Below are 17,832 nucleotides of genomic sequence, written 5' to 3' on the forward strand. Positions count from 1 at the left end.
GGTGAATTATGGAATTAAATGTTGAATATGTAAAAAATGTTTTGAAGAATAATGGTTACAAATATACAAATCAGAGAGCTGAAGTATATAATGTTTTTTTAAATCATAGAGATGAACATTTATCAACTGAAGATGTATTTGCCTATGTTTCTAAAGAAGATCCTGAAATAGGTATAGCAACAGTTTATAGAACACTTATGTTGTTTGAGGAACTTGGTGTTTTGTATAAAATAAGTTTTGACGATGGTGTTGCAAGGTATGAAATTAAGACCGTAGGTGAGGGACATAGACATCATCATTTAGTATGCCTTGATTGTGGAGGTATTACGGAAGTAAAGCTTGATTTATTAGATAGCTTAGAAGAAGAAATAGAAAATGACGAAAAATTTAAAATAGTTGACCACAATCTTAAATTCTATGGTTATTGCAAAGACTGCTATGAAAAAAAGGAGAGATTGAATGAGAAATAGCAATAAGTTAAAGATTATTCCTCTTGGCGGAATGCGAGAAGTCGGAAAAAATTTAACACTAATAGAATATAGAGATGAAATAATAATAGTTGACTGCGGTATGACATTTCCTGAAGATGAGATGCTCGGTATAGATGTTGTAATACCTGATGTAACTTATCTGATTAAAAATCAGGAAAAAATAAAAGCCTTAGTACTAACACATGGCCATGAAGATCATATAGGAGCAATACCTTATATATTAAAAAAATTGAAAATGCCAATATATGGTACACCACTGACAATTGGATTACTTGAAAATAAACTTAAAGAGCATAATCTTGGAAAAGTTGAATTAAATGTTGTTCGTGCAGGAGATAAGGTAAAACTTGGGAAAATGGAGGTTGAATGGATATCAGTAAATCATTCAATACCGGACAGTTGTGCCCTTGCTATAAAAACTCCTTTGGGATATGTGTATCATTCAGGAGATTTTAAAGTTGATTTTACACCGATTTCAGGGGATGTTATTGATTTACAAAGAATAGCACAAATAGGAGAAAAAGGTGTGCTTGCCATGATTGGAGAATCTACAAATGTTCTTCGTGAAGGGTATACAATGAGTGAGAGAAAAGTAGGAGAAACATTTAATAGAATTTTTTCTCAAGCAGGAACAAATAGAATTATAATTGCTACATTTGCATCTAATGTTCATAGAATTCAACAAATTATAAATTCTGCTGAAAAATATGGAAGAAGAGTAGTTTTATCAGGTCGTTCCATGATTAATGTAATGGAAACTGCACAAAGGCTTGGATATTTAAAGCTAAAAAAAGGTACTTTAATAGATATTAAAGATATGCATAAGTACAATGATGACGAACTTGTAGTAATAACAACCGGTTCGCAAGGAGAACCAATGAGTGCTCTTACGAGAATAGCTTATGGTGAACATAGGAAAATAGCTGTTACACCAAATGATATAGTAATTTTGTCGGCTACACCGATACCGGGGAATGAAACGTCAGTATTTAAGGTAATCAATAAATTACTTGAATTAGGTGTAAACGTAATATATGAAAGTTTAACTGAGATTCATGTTTCCGGACACGCATGTCAGGAAGAGTTAAAATTAATATTAAGTCTAATAAGACCGAAATATTTTATACCGGCACATGGAGAAATAAGACACCTTTTAAAACATGCAGAGGTAGCAAATTCACTTGGAGTTTCTAAAGAAAATATATTTATTATGTCTAATGGAAATTGTTTGGAAATTTCTCAGAAAGATGCTAAATTTGTAGGAGATGTTCCATCAGGAAATATTTTGGTGGACGGACTTGGAATAGGCGATGTAGGAAATATAGTCCTTAGAGACAGAAAACATCTTTCAGAGGATGGACTTATTGTAGTAGTTATTACTATGTCAAAGTCTGAAGGAAAACTTGTTTCGGGACCTGACATAATTTCAAGAGGTTTTGTATATGTAAGAGAGTCTGAAGGATTAATAGAAGATGTCAGAAATGTGGTTAAGGGCACTTTAGATAGATGTGATAGAAAATCTATAACAGATTGGACTTCGTTAAAGACAAGCATTAGAGAAGATTTAAAGGGATTTTTATTTGCACAGACAAAGAGAAACCCTATGATACTTCCAATTATAATGGAAATTTAAAGGGGAATCGAAAGATTCCCTTTTTGTGAGGATGAAATGAGTAATATAAATTATGAATACATTGAAGAATATATAAGAAGCTTGATACCAAGTAAATCGGGACATTTATTGGAGATGAGAAAATATGCTGAAGAAAATCATATTCCAATAGTTGAAGAAGAAAGTGAAGAGTTTTTAAAGTTTTTGATAAATTTAAAAAAGCCTAATAAAATATTAGAACTCGGAACTGCAATAGGATATTCTTCAATAATTTTTGCAATGAGCTCTTCTTCTATTGAGCATATAAAAACTGTTGAGATAAAAGATGAAATGGTTGACATTGCAAGAAATAATATTGAAATTATGAAATTGAGCTCTGTCATAGAAGTTGTACATGGAGATGCGGCAGAGGTTCTTGAAAAAATAGACGAAAAATATGATATGATTTTTATAGATGCTGCAAAAGGACAATATGAAAATTATTTTAATATGTCATTAAAAAATTTATCTGAAGATGGAATAATAATTTGTGATAATGTACTTTTTAGAGGAATGATTGCAAATCAAGAATTGGTTAAGAGAAGAAAAATAACTATCGTTAAAAGGCTTAGAAAATTTTTGAAAGAAATAGAAGAAAATGAGGAATTTATATCTTCGATAGTTCCAATTGGAGATGGGGTACTATTGATTGGGAGGAAATAGAATGAATAAAATTGAATTACTTGCTCCGGCCGGTGATTTAAATAAACTAAAGACAGCTATTGATTATGGTGCGGATACGGTATATCTTGGAGGAGAAAGTTTTGGACTTAGAAAGGCGTCTAAAAATTTCTCTATGGAAGATATAAGAGAAGGCGTTATTTATGCTCATGAAAGAGGAAAAAAAGTTCATGTTACTTTGAATATAATTCCACACGATAAAGATATAGACGGTGTAGAAGAATATGTAAAACAACTTTATAATATGGGGGTAGATGCACTGATAGTTGCAGATCCGGGTATGTTTTTAAAAGTAAGAAATGCGGTTTCAGATATGGATATACACATTTCTACGCAAGGTTCTGTAACAAATTCATCTACGGTTGCATTTTGGAAACAAATGGGTGCAAAAAGAGTTGTTCTTGCAAGAGAACTATCTATTGATGAAATAAAAAATATAGTAAAAGAGTCTAATGGAGAAATTGAAATCGAGACCTTCGCTCATGGAGCAATGTGTATGTCATATTCCGGAAGATGCCTATTATCCAATTATATGACAGGAAGAGATGCGAATATGGGAGATTGTTCACAAGCATGTAGATATAAATATTATTTAGTTGAAGAAAAACGTCCGGGTGAATATTTTCCGATAGAAGAGCACGATGAAGGATCATTTATAATGAATTCAAAAGATTTATGTATGATAGAGCATATTGATGATTTAATAGAATCAGGAGTTGTGAGTTTAAAGATAGAAGGAAGAGTAAAAAGCGAATACTATCTTGCAACGGTAATAAGATCATATAGAATGGCAATAGACAGCTATTATGAAAATCCTGAAAAATATGTCTTTGATAAAAGTTTACTTGATGAAATTAAGAAAGTAAGTCACAGGGATTTTACTACCGGATTTTTTTATGGAAAAGCTAATGAAGATTCGCAGGTATATAAGACAAATTCATATATAAGAGGATACGATTTTGTTGGAATTGTGCTTGATTATGACAAGAATAGCAAAATAGCTACAATAGAGCAGAGAAATAGAATATTTAAAGGCGAAGAGATTGAAATATTCGGGCCATCCGTAAAGTTTTTTAAGCAAAAAATTGATTATATGACTGATGAAAATGATATTCCAATAGAAGTTGCAAATAAGGCAAAACAAATATTTAAGATAAAAGTGGACAGAGATGTGAAAAAAGATTTTATGCTTAGGAGGAAGAATGAGATATGAGAACACCAATAATAATAGGAATTGCAGGCGGTTCAGGTTCAGGTAAGAGCACAGTAACTAATGAATTAAAAGCTATGCTTGATGATAACAAAGTTGTAATTATTGAGCAGGATAGTTATTATAAAGATCAAAGCGCACTTCCGTTTGAGCAAAGAGTAAAAACTAATTATGACCATCCATTTGCCTTTGATAACGATTTGTTGATAGAACATTTAAAAAAGTTTAAAAATAATGAAAGTATTGAGAAACCGATATATGATTTTGAGGTTCATAACAGAAAAGAAGAAACAAAAATAATTGAACCTAAAGAAGTAATAATATTGGAAGGAATTTTAATTCTTAGTGAAAAAGAAATAAGAGATTTATTGGATATAAAGATTTTTGTAGATACAGATAGTGATGTAAGAATAATAAGGAGAATATTAAGAGATATAAAGGAAAGAGGACGTTCTTTGGAATCGGTTATACTTCAATATATGTCTACCGTAAGACCGGCTAATATGCAATTTGTCGAACCGTCTAAAAAATATGCAGATATAATTATTCCTGAAGGCGGATATAATAAAGTGGCTATTGATTTAATTTATTCAAAGATAAAATCCTTTTTAGATGAAAAATAATTCATTGACAATTTAATTATATAAAAGTATAATCAGTAAGAATAATATGTTGGTAGTGCAATTAGATGGCATTGCTTAGAGTTTTGATTCCTTGCTATCTTTTGCAAGGAATTTTTTTATAATTGAAAGGAGCAATAAATTTGGAAAAGTTTTTCTTTGGTAATGGTTCTACAAATAAGTTTTTAATAAATCTAAAGAAAATTATTTTAGCTCTTCAACATTTAATAGCAATGTTCGGGGCTACTGTATTAGTTCCTCTTTTAACAGGATTTAATGTAAATACTACTTTATTTTGTGCGGGTATAGGTACTTTGATTTTTCATTTTTGTACGAAAAAGAAGGTACCTGTTTTTTTAGGCTCATCATTTGCTTTTATTCCAGTAATTCAAAGTGTATATAATAATTATGGAAGTCTGTCATATGCTCAAGGTGGTATAGCGGTTGCAGGCTTTTTATATGTAATTTTATCATTTGTAATTGGAAAAGTTGGAGCTAATAAAATAATAAAATATTTTCCGGCGCAAGTAGTAGGACCTATGATAATTGTAATAGGATTTAATTTAATTCCTACTGCAATATCAATGGCAAGCAGTAATTATCTTGTATCAGGAGTAACGCTTGTATTTTGTTTGACTCTTTCATTTTTTACAGAAGGATTTTTAAAACAGCTATCTATAATAATTTCTGTAATAATAGGATATATTTTGTCGCTAAACATCGGTTTGGTTGATATGAGTGCGGTTAGAGATGCTGCGATATTGTCATTGCCACAATTTTCCGCTCCGAAATTTGATATTCCGGCAATAATAGTAATAGCTCCTGTTGTACTTGCGGTATTTATGGAGCATATAGGAGATATAACTACAAATTCGGCTGTTGTAGGAGAGAATTTTCTTGAAGATCCCGGACTGAATAGAACTTTACTTGGAGATGGACTTGCAACAATGGTTGCCGGATTTTTAGGAGGTCCTGCAAATACAACTTATGGAGAAAATACAGGTGTACTTGCAATAACAAAAAACTACGATCCGTCAATATTGAGAATTACGGCAATTTTTGCAATAATGCTTGGATGTGTAGGGAAGGTTGGGGGATTACTTCAAACTATTCCTCAAGCAGTTATGGGAGGAATTTCGGTTGTATTATTTTCTATGATAGCATTAATTGGTATCAAGACAATAAAAAATTCAAAGATTAATTTTAATTTAAAGAATATAATAATAATGTTAAGCATAATTATTATCGGACTTGGAAGTCATGTAGGTATAAATATAGCTATAAAAATAACGGAAGAAGTATCTCTTTCAGGATTATCATTGGCAGCACTTGTAGGAGTAATTTTAAATATTATTTTAAGTAGGTTTGAAGACAAGATAAATAGAGATAAATAGTAATAAAAAATTAATAAAGTATTGCAAAAATGCTGTTATTATGGTATTATAATTAACTGTAACCGCACAGAGTAAGGTCGAAAAATATTACCTACAATGGCGAGTCTTAATAATTAAGGAGGTGCTACAAAATGTACGCAGTAATTGAAACAGGTGGAAAACAATACACTGTTAAGGCAGGAGACAAGGTTAAGATTGAAAAGTTGAATGCTAACGAAGGAGATAAAGTAACTTTTGATAAAGTTCTTTTAGTTGGTGGAGAAGATCTTAAAGTTGGAAAGCCTTATGTAGAAGGTTCTAAGGTTGAGGCAAAAGTTCTTGTACAAGCAAAAGATAAGAAGATTATTGTATATAAATACAAATCTAAGAAGAATGAAAGAAAAAAAAGAGGACACAGACAACCTTATACATTAGTTGAAATCGAAAATATTATCTAATGATAAATATAAAAATTTTTAAAAGAAATGCAAATTATATCGGATTTGAATCATTCGGACATGCTGAATATTCTGATGGTGATGATATAGTTTGTGCAGGAGTTTCCACTCTAACTCAGACAATGTATTTTCATTTAGTTGAAAATTTGAACTTAGATGAAAAGTTTTTTGATGTAGAGCAGAGAGATGGATATTTAAAGCTTATTTTAAAGAATAATGATAAAGACACAAATATTCAAGTATCTTTTATGTATATGATTAAAGGACTTGAAATTTTAGAGGCACAATACTCTAAACATATAAAATTAGAGATGATGGAGGTGCAATGATGATTAGATTTAATTTACAGTTATTTTCTTCTAAAAAGGGAGCAGGTTCTTCAAAGAATGGTCGTGATTCTCAAGCTAAAAGACTTGGAGTTAAGAGAAGTGATGGACAATATGTAATTGCCGGAAATATTCTTGTAAGACAAAGAGGAACTAGAATTCATCCGGGCGAAAATGTAATGCGCGGTGGAGATGATACGCTTTTTGCAACTGCTGATGGACGTGTTAAGTTTGAGACAAAAGGTAGAGGCAATAAGAAGATAGTTAGTGTTTATACAGAAGAATTAGCATAAGGAAAGTCGTAGCTTCTTGCTACGGCTTTATTTATATTTTAGACAATTTTTTGAAATTTTAAATATAATTTAAAGGTTTATATTTAGATTTAATGATATAATAAAAGAAAAATGAGTTGAATAGATATGTTTATAGATATAGCAGATATAAAATTGAAAGCTGGCAATGGCGGTGATGGAGCAGTTGCTTGGCGTAGAGAAAAATATGAACCGGCAGGAGGACCTGCAGGTGGCGATGGCGGAAACGGTGGAAATATTATATTAAAAACTGACTCCGGATTGCATACATTAATGGATTTTAGATACAAGAGAGAATATAAGGCGCCTAATGGGGAAAACGGAATGAGTAAAAAGAAGTTTGGGAAAAATGGAGAAGATATCATTTTAAAAGTTCCTGTAGGTACTCTTGTAAAAGATAAAAAGACGGGTGGAGTAATAGTAGATTTAAAAGAGGTAAATCAAGAGTATGTTATTGCAAAAGGAGGACGTGGAGGAAGAGGAAATGCAAAGTTTACTACTTCTACAAGACAAGCTCCTGCATTTGCTCAAGCAGGTTCTAAAGGAGAAGAAAAAGCAATAACTCTTGAACTTAAATTACTTGCAGATGTTGGATTGGTCGGATTTCCAAATGTTGGTAAATCTACATTACTTTCAGTAGTTTCATCTGCAAAGCCTAAAATAGCAAACTACCATTTTACTACAATAAAACCTAATCTTGGAGTAGTGAGCTTAGGCCCTGAAATGAGTTTTGTAATAGCGGATATTCCGGGATTAATAGAAGGAGCAAGTGAGGGACTTGGACTTGGAGATGAATTTTTAAAACATGTAGAGAGAACTAAAATATTAATTCATGTTCTTGATGCTTCAGGTTCTGAAGATAGAGATCCGATAGAGGATTTTTATAAAATAAATGAAGAGTTAAAAAATTACAATGAAAAGCTTTCAGATAAAATGCAAATAATATTTGCAAATAAAATGGATGTTTTTCCTGCAGAAGAAAACTTGGAAAAAATAAAAAAAGAGTTTGGAGATAAGTATATGATATTTTCCGGTAGTGCCGCTACGACGGAAAATGTGGACGAGCTTATGAAATATACTTTTACAGAACTTCAAAAATGTGAAGATGAATATGAAACTTATGATATACAGTATGTTGAGGAAGAAAAAAGAGAAGAGGGAATTAATGTATATATTGAAGATAATAAGTATATAGTTGATGGACCTTATATTGAAAAGCTTCTTCACTCTACTAATTTTGAGGATATTTATTCTTTGAAGTATTTCCAAGAAAATTTGAGAAAGAATAATGTTGTTGATAAATTAAAATCTCTTGGAATATCTGAAGGAGACAGTGTATTTATTTTAGGTTATGAATTTGAATTTTTTGAATAGAGGTATTGATGATTACAGGTAGACAAAGATCTTATTTAAAATCTTTAGCTAACACATTAAATCCACTTTTGCAAGTTGGTAAAAATGGTGTTACTGAAAATTTAATTAAACAAATAGATGAATTATTGGAGTATCATGAACTGGTTAAAATAACAGTTCTAAAAAATTCTCCTGTGTATGCAAGAGAAATTGTTGAAGAGATACTTGAGCAAACGGGAGCGGAGTTTGTTCAGCAAATAGGAAACAAACTTACAATTTATAGGGAATCAAAGGAAAATAAAAAAATAGAATTATAATGAAAAAATATGGAATAATGGGAGGAACATTTAATCCTATTCATTTTGGTCATTTAATGATTAGTGAATATATCAGAATTGAGATGGAGCTTGATAAAATAATTTTTATTCCTACAGGCAATCCTCCACACAAAAAAACTATTGATGCAAAATTTAGATTTGAGATGACTTCTATAGCAATAGAAGATAATGAAAATTTTATGATTTCGGATATAGAAACAAATAAAATTGGTAACAGTTATAGTATAGATACTGTTAAGCAGCTTAAAAATAAACTTGACGGTAAATTTTACTTTATAATAGGCTCAGATACATTGTTTCAATTAAGAACATGGAAAAAATTTGATGAACTTTCAGAAGAAGTTGAGTTTATATGTGCTGTAAGACCGAATTATACAGCTTCTGAAGATTTGAGAAAAGAACTTAAAGAATTAGAAAAATATAATGCAACAGTTCATGTTGTAGAAACTCCACTTTATGAAATCTCATCTACTGATTTGCGAAATAGATTTAAATTAAATAAAAGTGTTAAGTATTTAGTTCCTGATAATGTTATAATATATATTAATGATAATAAACTTTATAGAGGCTGATATGCAAGAAAATAAAGATAAGATAATAGCTCTTATAGGGCAAAAAAGATATGAACATTCTCTAAGAGTTATGGATGTTGCTATAGAACTTTCAAAAATTTACGGAGAAGATAAAAGAAAAGCTGCCATTGCGGGATATTATCATGACTGTGCAAAGATTAAAAATGTAGATTTATTGCACAGTAAATGCATAGAATATGGTCTTAAACTTACACATGATATGAAGATGAATCCTCAGATAATACATGGGCACCTTGGGGCATTAATTGCTAAAGCGGATTACGGTATTGAAGATGAAGATATTTTAAATTCGATAAGATGGCATACAACAGGAAGAATAGGGATGAGTCTTTTAGAAAAGATAGTGTTTATTGCAGATTATATTGAACCGGGAAGGAATTTTCCTGAAGTTGAATTGGCAAGAACTCTTGCACGAACAAATATTAATAAAGCTGTATATTTCAGTTTAAATAATACTATAATACATCTTTGTAATTCTAATAGTTATATAGCGACAGATACATTACTTGCAAGAAATTATATATTGGAGATTGAAAATGAAACGATTTTTTAAATCATTTTTACTTACTTTAATTTTAATAGTATTTTTATTTTTAGGTTCTACATTATACTTTATATTAAAGAATCATGTAGAAAAGCCGGGTGATTTTTTTAAAGAAATTATAAGTTCTAATGATAACATAACATTTTTGCTGTTAGGAGTAGATAGTTTAAATATTGATAAGGCTCAAAATACACGTTCAGATACAATTATGCTTGTAAATGTAAATTTGGAAAGCGGAAAAGTAAATTTAATTTCTATACCTAGGGATACTTATGCGAATATAGAAGGACATGGAAAGCAAAAAATTAATCACTCTTATAATTATGGCGGTGCTGATCTTACACTTAGTACGGTAAATAATCTTCTTGGAACTAATATAGAAAATTATATAGCAGTTGATTATAAATTTGTAAAAGATATTGTAAATATAATAGGTGGAGTAAATGTTGATGTTCCGATGGATATGGATTATGAAGATTTGTGGGCAGATCCTCCGTTGAAAATACATCTAAAACAGGGAATGCAAAAGCTTAAAGGTGATGAAGCAATTCAATTTTTGAGATTTAGGAAAGGATATAAAAATCAAGATTTAGGAAGAGTACAGGCGCAGCAACAGTTTGTTTCTTCATTTATACAAAAAGCAAAGTCGCCTGCAACATTTGTAAAATTTCCTATATTTTTAAGAAGTTATGATAAGTATACAAAGAGTAATATTCCTTTTTCTAAAATAGTTAAGATTGGACTTAATGTTAGAAAGTATTCGGCAGAAAATATAGAGACCATGACAGTACCCGGAAATGCGGGATATAAGAATAAAATCTCTTATTTCTTTGTAGATAAAAATGAAATGGATGCTATTTTGGTAAATTTAGGATTAAAATAAGGAGGAGTTATGGAAAATAAGAAGTTGGATATAATTGTAAAATCGTGTGAAGATAAGAAGGGAACAGATATAAAGGTTCTTGATATCAAAGGTCTTAGTTCAATAGCCGATTATTTTGTAATAGTTAGCGGTAATTCTTCTAATCAGGTTAATGCTCTTGCAGATGAAATAGAAGATAAGATGAGTGAAGAAGGATATGAACTTTCAAATAAGTCGGGAAAAAATTCTATGAGATGGATTTTGCTTGATTATGATGATATAATAGTACATGTATTCCACAAAGATGAGAGAGAATATTATAATATTGAAAGATTGTGGTCAGATGAAGAAAATTTTAGAGTTAAAGAGGAGGAAGACTAATGAGCGTTAGATTAACACACACAGAAAAAGCACCGGCAGCAGTAGGTCCATATTCACAAGGAGCAGTAGTTGGAAATTTACTTTTTACTTCAGGTCAAATTCCACTAATTCCTGAAACTGGAGAATTGGTATCAGATGATATTCAAAAAGCTGCAAGACAAAGTCTTGAAAATGTTAAAGCTATAGTTGAAAATGAAGGTTCAAATTTTAACAAGGCTATAAAAGTAAATATATTTTTATCTGATATGAATAATTTTGCTGCTGTAAATGAAGTATATTCAGAATATTTTACAGACCATAAACCGGCAAGAAGCTGTGTAGAGGTAGCAAGATTACCAAAAGATGCTCTAATAGAAATAGAAGCGACAGTAGAATTATAATAAGTTTATAGAAGTCCTCCTAATTTAGGAGGATTTTTTGTTTATGTAAGAAAAAATTAAAGGCTTTATTTAAATATCAATATCTTATAATATATTTGTAAAAAGAATTTAAGTTAAATTAGAAATTTCCAAAAGAGATGAGAAAGTATACATTCTTATAAGTAGGATAGTAACAAATTATTTTGAGCATATACCGATTATATCGCAATATAAAAATAAGGAGCTTAACGCTCCTTATATGTTTATTAAGTTTACTTGATTCAGTTCAAGTGATTTTTGTATATCTATTATTCTTTGATTTGAAGAACCGCGAAAATGTAGGTTTAAGTCTTTTAATTCTTTTATAAACAATCCGTCAATCAATACATCACATAGGGACAAAAGTTCCTTTTTTAATTTATCGGATATCAATTGTTCATAGGTATATCCCGAATATATCCAAATACTTTTTTCTGAATTGGCTTTAATTTTTTTTACAATCGGTATTAAATCTTTAGTATTTTGGAACGGTTCACCGCCGAGAATTGTAAGTCCGCTTACAGATTCGTTTTTTAAATAATCTATTACTATTTGAGTTTCTTTTTCCGTCCAAACATTTCCAAAAGAAAAATCCTGGTATTTTTTGTTAAAACAATCGGGGCAATTATGAGTACAACCCGTTACGAAAAAGGTTGTTCTGATTCCGGGACCATTAGCTATATCGAATTGTCTTATTTGTCCATATTTCATTATATGTGAAGCACCCTACTGTTAATTTCTTTTGTCCTTCCCTCATTCCAGAAGTTTTCTCCAAGATATCCGCAAGTTCTTCTTACAACTGTAAGTGTGGCCTTATCTTTATTGCCACATTGAGGGCATTCCCATTTATTTTCATCATTTAGCTTGATTTCTCCATCAAAACCACACTCGGCACAATAATCACTCTTTGTATTAAATTCTGCATATTGAATGTTGTCATATATAAATTTAACTAACGTTTCAAGAGCCTCAAGGTTATGTCCCATATTAGGGATTTCTACATAGGATATACATCCTCCGGTTGATCTGTCTTGGAATTTTGATTCAAAGGTAAATTTTTCAAATGCGGAAATATCTTCTCTTACATCAACATGGAAGGAGTTGGTGTAATATCCCTTATCTGTTACATTTTCAATTACCCCGAATCTATTTTTATCAATGGAGCAGAATCTGTGAGTTAGACTTTCTGCCGGGGTAGCGTATAATGTAAATTTTATTCCTATTTCTTCCGTCCATCTCTTAACGGCATCATTTAAATGATCCATTATTTTCATTGCAAATTCATATCCAACAGGATCTGTATGAGAAACACCTTTGGTTAATATTGTAGCTTCATATATGCCGATATAACCAAGAGAAACAGTTGAATATCCATTTAATAGCAGAGGTGCTATTGATTCATGTTTTCCAAGTCTTGCTATTGCACCGTGTTGCCAGTGTATTGGAGAAGAATCACTTGTTACATTTTTAAGATGTTCATATCTTATAACGCCTATTCTTTTTACAAGTTCTAATCTTTTTTCTAAGATTTCGAAGAATTTTTTTTCATCTCCATTTGCAAGTATTGCAACCTGGGGAAGATTTATAGAGCAAGCACCCATATTAAATCTGCCTTCAAATTGATATTGACCCTTTTCATTTTTCCACGCAGGTAAAAAAGCTCTACAACCCATCGGGCTAAATACATTACCTTCGTAATTATTTTTCATTTTTTTTGCACTTATATAATCAGGATACATTCTCTTTGCAGTACATCTTATTGATAGACTTGTTAGATAGTAGTACTTAGAATCTCGTCTTATATTGTTTTCATCAAGTACATATATTAATTTTGGGAAAGCCGGAGTTACATATACTCCTGCATCATTTTTAATTCCTTTAATTCTTTGTTTTAATATTTCTTCAATTATTTGTGCAACTTCGTCAATATAAGGATCATTATCTTCCAAGTGCATGAATAGCGTTACAAAAGGTGCTTGACCATTTGAAGTCATTAGAGTATTTATTTGGTATTGAATTGTTTGAATTCCACTTTCTAAATCTTTTTGGGTCATTTTATTTGCCATTTTTTCAGCAAGTTCTACATCACCGAGAGTTTCAATTGCAAGATTTAGATTTTTCTCATAAGATTTTCTTAAGTATTTACCTAAACAAGAGATGTTTATAGATTGACCGCCATATTGGTTTGATGCTATTTGAGCTATGATTTGAGTCATTACATTGCAGGCAACTTGAAATGATTTGGGAGTTTCAATCATTTTTCCATTTACAACTGTGCCTTTATCGAGCATATCTTTCATGTTTACAAGACAACAATTAAAAATAGGTTGAATAATATAATCCATATCATGTATATGAATAGCTCCGCTGTCATGTGCCTCAACTAAATCAGCAGGAATCATTTTTCTTTTAGCTATGTCTTTTGAAACTTCTCCTGCAATCAAATCTCTTTGTGTAGATGCAATGATTGCATTCTTATTTGAGTTTTCATCCATTACATTAAAGTTTGTTTGGTTAAGAAGACCTAAAATTTCTTTGTCAGTGGTATTTTGTTCTCTTTTAAATGATTGAACTGATTTATATGATTCGTATGACCTTGCCGTTGCAGGATTATTGTATTGTATTAGCTTATAATATACTTGTTCTTCTATGTCATAAATTGATATTGCATCTTCTAACGTATTTGCATAATTTTCGATTTCTTTAGCAATAGTTTTTGCTTGATCTTCAATAAAAATTCCATTGCTTGAATGCATTGCTTTTTCTATTGCTATTTCAATTTTATTAGCATCGAAAGGTACTTTTACACCATTTCTTTTAATTACTTCTGTCATTTTAAACACCCCTAATTATTTTATGAAAATATTATACAATATGTAGTGTTTTATTTCAAGCGAATATTGAAGATATATACAATATATTGAAAAAATAATTACTTAAATAAGTTTAATAAAATAAATTATTTAAAATAAAATAAAAGGGTAGAAATAAAAAGGAGGTATTTTATGAAACTTACAATATTTTCAGATGCAGTATGTACTTGGTCATATGGTGAAGAAAAAGTACTTAGGGCGATAGATTATATATATTGCGGAAAAATTGAAATGGATAATATAATGGCGGGAATGATCTCCGATTATCACGATATACTTCCTATGAATATGAAAGATAATGATTCTGATGAAATGGCTAATAAAATTTTACTTCAAATCTGGCAAACAGGCTCTAATATTCATGGTATGCCTATAATGATAAAAGCACCGAATCTTTTATCAAGAAAAAATCCAAGTACAAATATAATAGATTGTGCTTTTATTGCTGCAAGAATAACGGAATTTTCGCTTTCAAATAAATTTCTTAGGAAATTAAGAGAAGCAACCATGTTAGATGGACTAAATACTATGGATGAAAATATATGTGCAGATATTGCACAAGAGATTGGTATTGATAGGGTAAAATTTATAGAAAATTTTAGAGATTTTTCAAAGGAAGAATTTTTAAATGACAGAATTGCAACATTTGACAGAAGAATGGTTACATTTCCAAATTTTATGTATGTGGATGAAAAGAAGAGAGAGCATGTAATCAGAGGATATAAAACTAAAAATCAGTTGATTGAATTTATAGATAAGTTTTCAAATTTAAAAAAGAGAGACATTATAGCTGATGAAAAACATATTTTGGATTTCATAAAGCAATATAAACGGGTTTTTAGGGTTGAATTGAAGGAAACTTTTGATATATCCGATATTGATTTAGATGAAATTTTGGAAAAGCTTGAAAGACAAGAAGCTATAATTAAAAGTGAAGTGGGAAATGGAATTGAATATAAAGAAAAATAAGCAGTTTATTACTGCTTATTTTTTATATATTCATCAATTTTTTCAGCTGCCGTCTTTCCGGCACCCATTGCTAAAATTACTGTTGCAGCTCCTGTTACAGCATCTCCACCTGCAAAAATTTCAGGTCTTGATGTTTGTCCGAAATCATCTGCTACTATACATCCTTTCCTGTTTGTGTCCAAATTTTTTGTAGTTTGAGAAATTAACGGATTAGGGGAAGTTCCAAGTGCCATTATAATTGTTTGGAATTCTTCTTCGTATTCTGAGTCCGGTATTTGAATAGGACGCCTTCTTCCTGAATCATCAGGTTCTCCAAGTTCATTTTTAACACATTTAAGTGATTTTACCCAACCATCATCGCTGCCTATAATTTCTATAGGAGCAGTGAGCATTTCAAATTTGATTCCTTCTTCTTTTGCGTGATGAACTTCCTCAACTCTTGCAGGAAGTTCTGCTTCCGTTCTACGGTATAAGATTGATACATCGGCTCCAAGTCTTTTTGCAACTCTTGCAGCATCCATTGCAACATTTCCGCCACCAATAACCGCAACCTTATTACCTACATTTATTGGGGTGTCATATTCTTTTTCAAATGATCTCATAAGATTATTTCTTGTTAAAAATTCATTTGCAGAATATACGCCATTTAAGTTTTCACCCGGTATATTCATAAAACTTGGTAATCCTGCACCTGAGCCTATAAATACCGCTTCAAAACCTTGGTCTAGAATTTGATCTATAGTTATTGTTCTTCCTATAATTATATCATTTTCAATTTTAACACCAAGGTTTAATAGATTTTTAACCTCGTGATTTACAACTTCATCCGGTAGACGGAATTCCGGTATTCCATATACTAAAACACCGCCTGCTTGATGTAGAGCTTCAAAGACAGTTACATCATATCCTAATTTTGCAAGTTCTCCCGCACATGTAAGACCGGCCGGTCCTGCTCCGACTATAGCTACTTTATGTCCGTTCGGTTCAGGTTTTTCATTTAGTTTTATGTTATTTTTTCTTGCATAATCCGCTGCAAATCTTTCTAATTTTCCAATTGCAACGGCGTCGCCTCTTTTTGTGAGAATACATCTTTGCTCACATTGAGTTTCTTGTGGACAAACTCTTCCGCAAACTGCAGGCAGAGCAGTATAGCGAGATAGAATTTCAGCAGATTTTCCAAATTCTGAATTTGCAATTGCTTTGATAAATTCAGGAATATTTATTGATACAGGACATCCGCCGACACATAGAGGATTTTTACAATTAAGACATCGCTTAGCTTCTATAACAGCTTCTTCTTCAGTATATCCGAGACACACTTCTTCGAAATTTTTATTTCTAATACTTGCAGGCTGTTCTGAAATAGGAGTACGTTTAAATCTATCAGCTTTCTCGTTTTCAATTTCTCTATGTTGTTTTTCAACGGCAATTTCAAGTGAACAAGTATGTTCCTTATTATCTTTTAATAATTTTTCAGGATTATTTTTGTACTGAGATTGTCTTTTTATAGCTGAATCAAAATCTACAAGATGTCCATCAAATTCCGGACCGTCAACACATGCAAATTTATTTACTCCGCCAATATTTACACGGCAAGCTCCACACATTCCGGTACCGTCAACCATAATAGGATTTAATGAAACTATAGTTTTTAAATTGTAGTTTTTAGTTGTTTGACATACAAACTTCATCATAATCATAGGACCGATTGAAACGCATATATCATATTTTTTATTTTCATTTTCGATTAAATCTACAATTTTATTAGTTACAAGACCTTTAAATCCATAGCTTCCGTCATCTGTTGTGATATATAAATTTTTTGATACTGCTTTTAATTTATCTTCTAATATTACAAATTCTTTTGATTTTGCACCTATTATTACATCTACATCAATCCCATGTTCGAAAAGCCATTTAACTTGAGGATATACAGGCGCAGTTCCGACACCACCTGCAACAAATAAATATTTTCTGCTTTTTAGAGTATTTAGATTATCTTCTATAAATTCTGAAGGATGTCCCAATGGACCTACAAAATCTGCAAAAGATTCATTTATGTTATAATTACATATTTTTTTAGTAGATTCACCAATTACTTGAACTACTATTTGGACGGTACCTTTTTCTTTATCGTAATCACAAATTGTAAGAGGAATTCTCTCTGAATATTTATCGGCAATTACAATAATAAATTGTCCGGGCTTTGCTGAAGCTGCAATGCGAGGAGCATATACATCCATTAAGTAGATATTTGGAGCAAGACACTCTTTATTCAAAATTTTATACATATTTACACCCCATTAATAATTTTATACAAATTAATTATAACACAAAAAAATAGCTTGGAAATTACAAATAAATAAAAGTTATCATATAAATTTACTAATTGCATATCGT

The 17,832-nt window shown here is 30.8% G+C and carries 20 protein-coding genes and 1 other annotated feature; of the genes, 17 read left to right on the plus strand and 3 right to left on the minus strand.

The features are described 5' to 3' along the window. Window positions 1-8: 8 nt before the first annotated feature. From M915_RS00850 to M915_RS00925, 16 genes are all read left to right on the plus strand, one after another. The gene (locus M915_RS00850; protein ID WP_036728477.1) at window positions 9-470 is read left to right on the plus strand and encodes a Fur family transcriptional regulator; all 462 of its coding nucleotides are present in this window, start codon (window positions 9-11) and stop codon (window positions 468-470) included. Beyond that, a complete protein-coding gene (locus M915_RS00855) occupies window positions 460-2,124 on the plus strand; it encodes a ribonuclease J (protein WP_036728480.1) in 1,665 nt (554 codons plus the stop codon). The genes M915_RS00850 and M915_RS00855 overlap by 11 nt, the downstream gene beginning before the upstream one ends. Window positions 2,125-2,160: 36 nt before the next feature. Then, window positions 2,161-2,805 carry an O-methyltransferase gene (locus M915_RS00860; RefSeq protein ID WP_036728483.1) on the plus strand — a complete coding sequence of 215 codons (645 nt, stop codon included), beginning with the start codon at window positions 2,161-2,163 and terminating at the stop codon, window positions 2,803-2,805. Between the two features lies 1 nt (window position 2,806). Then, entirely contained in the window at window positions 2,807-4,036 is a 1,230-nt protein-coding gene (locus tag M915_RS00865; RefSeq protein WP_036728485.1) for a peptidase U32 family protein, read from the plus strand. Beyond that, complete coding sequence (gene udk, locus M915_RS00870; RefSeq protein WP_009222374.1) at window positions 4,033-4,656, plus strand: uridine kinase; 624 nt, start codon at window positions 4,033-4,035, stop codon at window positions 4,654-4,656. Before M915_RS00865 ends, udk begins: the two co-directional genes overlap by 4 nt. Window positions 4,657-4,796: 140 nt before the next feature. After that, window positions 4,797-6,047, plus strand: coding sequence for a uracil-xanthine permease family protein (locus tag M915_RS00875; RefSeq protein WP_036728488.1), 1,251 nt, complete (start codon window positions 4,797-4,799; stop codon window positions 6,045-6,047). A gap of 50 nt (window positions 6,048-6,097) precedes the next feature. Then, window positions 6,098-6,164, plus strand: a sequence feature (ribosomal protein L21 leader region). Window positions 6,165-6,178: 14 nt separating this feature from the next. After that, window positions 6,179-6,484: a 50S ribosomal protein L21 gene (rplU, locus tag M915_RS00880; protein ID WP_009222372.1), complete on the plus strand. Its 306-nt coding sequence runs from the start codon at window positions 6,179-6,181 to the stop codon at window positions 6,482-6,484. After that, on the plus strand, window positions 6,484-6,813 hold the full coding sequence (locus tag M915_RS00885; protein ID WP_009222371.1) for a ribosomal-processing cysteine protease Prp: 330 nt from the start codon (window positions 6,484-6,486) through the stop codon (window positions 6,811-6,813). The genes rplU and M915_RS00885 overlap by 1 nt, the downstream gene beginning before the upstream one ends. Beyond that, window positions 6,813-7,103, plus strand: coding sequence for a 50S ribosomal protein L27 (rpmA, locus tag M915_RS00890; protein ID WP_009222370.1), 291 nt, complete (start codon window positions 6,813-6,815; stop codon window positions 7,101-7,103). Before M915_RS00885 ends, rpmA begins: the two co-directional genes overlap by 1 nt. A gap of 126 nt (window positions 7,104-7,229) precedes the next feature. Beyond that, a complete protein-coding gene (obgE, locus tag M915_RS00895) occupies window positions 7,230-8,495 on the plus strand; it encodes a GTPase ObgE (protein ID WP_036728492.1) in 1,266 nt (421 codons plus the stop codon). Window positions 8,496-8,503: 8 nt separating this feature from the next. Beyond that, window positions 8,504-8,791, plus strand: a complete 288-nt coding sequence (yhbY, locus tag M915_RS00900) for a ribosome assembly RNA-binding protein YhbY (RefSeq protein WP_009222367.1) — start codon at window positions 8,504-8,506, stop codon at window positions 8,789-8,791. Continuing rightward, window positions 8,791-9,384, plus strand: coding sequence for a nicotinate-nucleotide adenylyltransferase (nadD, locus tag M915_RS00905; RefSeq protein WP_036728494.1), 594 nt, complete (start codon window positions 8,791-8,793; stop codon window positions 9,382-9,384). Before yhbY ends, nadD begins: the two co-directional genes overlap by 1 nt. Before the next feature lies 1 nt (window position 9,385). Then, window positions 9,386-9,958 (plus strand): bis(5'-nucleosyl)-tetraphosphatase (symmetrical) YqeK, encoded by a 573-nt coding sequence (gene yqeK / locus M915_RS00910; protein WP_036728497.1) that lies wholly within the window; start codon window positions 9,386-9,388, stop codon window positions 9,956-9,958. Then, window positions 9,942-10,832: an LCP family protein gene (locus M915_RS00915; protein WP_036728500.1), complete on the plus strand. Its 891-nt coding sequence runs from the start codon at window positions 9,942-9,944 to the stop codon at window positions 10,830-10,832. The genes yqeK and M915_RS00915 overlap by 17 nt, the downstream gene beginning before the upstream one ends. Window positions 10,833-10,841: 9 nt before the next feature. Beyond that, window positions 10,842-11,192, plus strand: coding sequence for a ribosome silencing factor (rsfS, locus tag M915_RS00920; RefSeq protein ID WP_009222364.1), 351 nt, complete (start codon window positions 10,842-10,844; stop codon window positions 11,190-11,192). Then, window positions 11,192-11,572, plus strand: a complete 381-nt coding sequence (locus M915_RS00925; RefSeq protein ID WP_036728503.1) for a RidA family protein — start codon at window positions 11,192-11,194, stop codon at window positions 11,570-11,572. The genes rsfS and M915_RS00925 overlap by 1 nt, the downstream gene beginning before the upstream one ends. A 234-nt stretch (window positions 11,573-11,806) precedes the next feature. Here M915_RS00925 and nrdG read toward each other — a convergent pair whose 3' ends face one another. Both nrdG and nrdD read right to left on the minus strand, forming a co-directional pair. Further along, window positions 11,807-12,301 carry an anaerobic ribonucleoside-triphosphate reductase activating protein gene (gene nrdG / locus M915_RS00930; RefSeq protein ID WP_036728506.1) on the minus strand — a complete coding sequence of 165 codons (495 nt, stop codon included), beginning with the start codon at window positions 12,299-12,301 and terminating at the stop codon, window positions 11,807-11,809. Beyond that, entirely contained in the window at window positions 12,301-14,424 is a 2,124-nt protein-coding gene (nrdD, locus tag M915_RS00935) for an anaerobic ribonucleoside-triphosphate reductase (RefSeq protein ID WP_036728508.1), read from the minus strand. The genes nrdG and nrdD overlap by 1 nt, the downstream gene beginning before the upstream one ends. Window positions 14,425-14,595: 171 nt before the next feature. Here nrdD and M915_RS00940 point away from each other — a divergent pair, with 171 nt between their 5' ends. After that, window positions 14,596-15,432, plus strand: coding sequence for a DsbA family protein (locus M915_RS00940; RefSeq protein WP_009222360.1), 837 nt, complete (start codon window positions 14,596-14,598; stop codon window positions 15,430-15,432). Between the two features lie 8 nt (window positions 15,433-15,440). Here M915_RS00940 and M915_RS00945 read toward each other — a convergent pair whose 3' ends face one another. Next, complete coding sequence (locus tag M915_RS00945; protein ID WP_036728511.1) at window positions 15,441-17,723, minus strand: bifunctional dihydroorotate dehydrogenase B NAD binding subunit/NADPH-dependent glutamate synthase; 2,283 nt, start codon at window positions 17,721-17,723, stop codon at window positions 15,441-15,443. Window positions 17,724-17,832: the final 109 nt, after the last annotated feature.

It is taken from the genome of Peptoniphilus mikwangii (assembly GCF_000468535.1).
Lineage (GTDB): Bacteria > Bacillota > Clostridia > Tissierellales > Peptoniphilaceae > Anaerosphaera > Anaerosphaera mikwangii.

Coding starts and splice junctions, on each gene's coding strand:
- M915_RS00850 (WP_036728477.1), top strand. CDS start 9: ATGGAATTAAATGTTGAATATGTAAAAAATGTTTTGAAGAATAATGGT.
- M915_RS00855 (WP_036728480.1), top strand. CDS start 460: ATGAGAAATAGCAATAAGTTAAAGATTATTCCTCTTGGCGGAATGCGA.
- M915_RS00860 (WP_036728483.1), top strand. CDS start 2,161: ATGAGTAATATAAATTATGAATACATTGAAGAATATATAAGAAGCTTG.
- M915_RS00865 (WP_036728485.1), top strand. CDS start 2,807: ATGAATAAAATTGAATTACTTGCTCCGGCCGGTGATTTAAATAAACTA.
- udk (WP_009222374.1), top strand. CDS start 4,033: ATGAGAACACCAATAATAATAGGAATTGCAGGCGGTTCAGGTTCAGGT.
- rplU (WP_009222372.1), top strand. CDS start 6,179: ATGTACGCAGTAATTGAAACAGGTGGAAAACAATACACTGTTAAGGCA.
- M915_RS00885 (WP_009222371.1), top strand. CDS start 6,484: ATGATAAATATAAAAATTTTTAAAAGAAATGCAAATTATATCGGATTT.
- rpmA (WP_009222370.1), top strand. CDS start 6,813: ATGATTAGATTTAATTTACAGTTATTTTCTTCTAAAAAGGGAGCAGGT.
- obgE (WP_036728492.1), top strand. CDS start 7,230: ATGTTTATAGATATAGCAGATATAAAATTGAAAGCTGGCAATGGCGGT.
- yhbY (WP_009222367.1), top strand. CDS start 8,504: ATGATTACAGGTAGACAAAGATCTTATTTAAAATCTTTAGCTAACACA.
- nadD (WP_036728494.1), top strand. CDS start 8,791: ATGAAAAAATATGGAATAATGGGAGGAACATTTAATCCTATTCATTTT.
- yqeK (WP_036728497.1), top strand. CDS start 9,386: ATGCAAGAAAATAAAGATAAGATAATAGCTCTTATAGGGCAAAAAAGA.
- M915_RS00915 (WP_036728500.1), top strand. CDS start 9,942: ATGAAACGATTTTTTAAATCATTTTTACTTACTTTAATTTTAATAGTA.
- rsfS (WP_009222364.1), top strand. CDS start 10,842: ATGGAAAATAAGAAGTTGGATATAATTGTAAAATCGTGTGAAGATAAG.
- M915_RS00925 (WP_036728503.1), top strand. CDS start 11,192: ATGAGCGTTAGATTAACACACACAGAAAAAGCACCGGCAGCAGTAGGT.
- nrdG (WP_036728506.1), bottom strand. CDS start 12,301: ATGAAATATGGACAAATAAGACAATTCGATATAGCTAATGGTCCCGGA.
- nrdD (WP_036728508.1), bottom strand. CDS start 14,424: ATGACAGAAGTAATTAAAAGAAATGGTGTAAAAGTACCTTTCGATGCT.
- M915_RS00940 (WP_009222360.1), top strand. CDS start 14,596: ATGAAACTTACAATATTTTCAGATGCAGTATGTACTTGGTCATATGGT.
- M915_RS00945 (WP_036728511.1), bottom strand. CDS start 17,723: ATGTATAAAATTTTGAATAAAGAGTGTCTTGCTCCAAATATCTACTTA.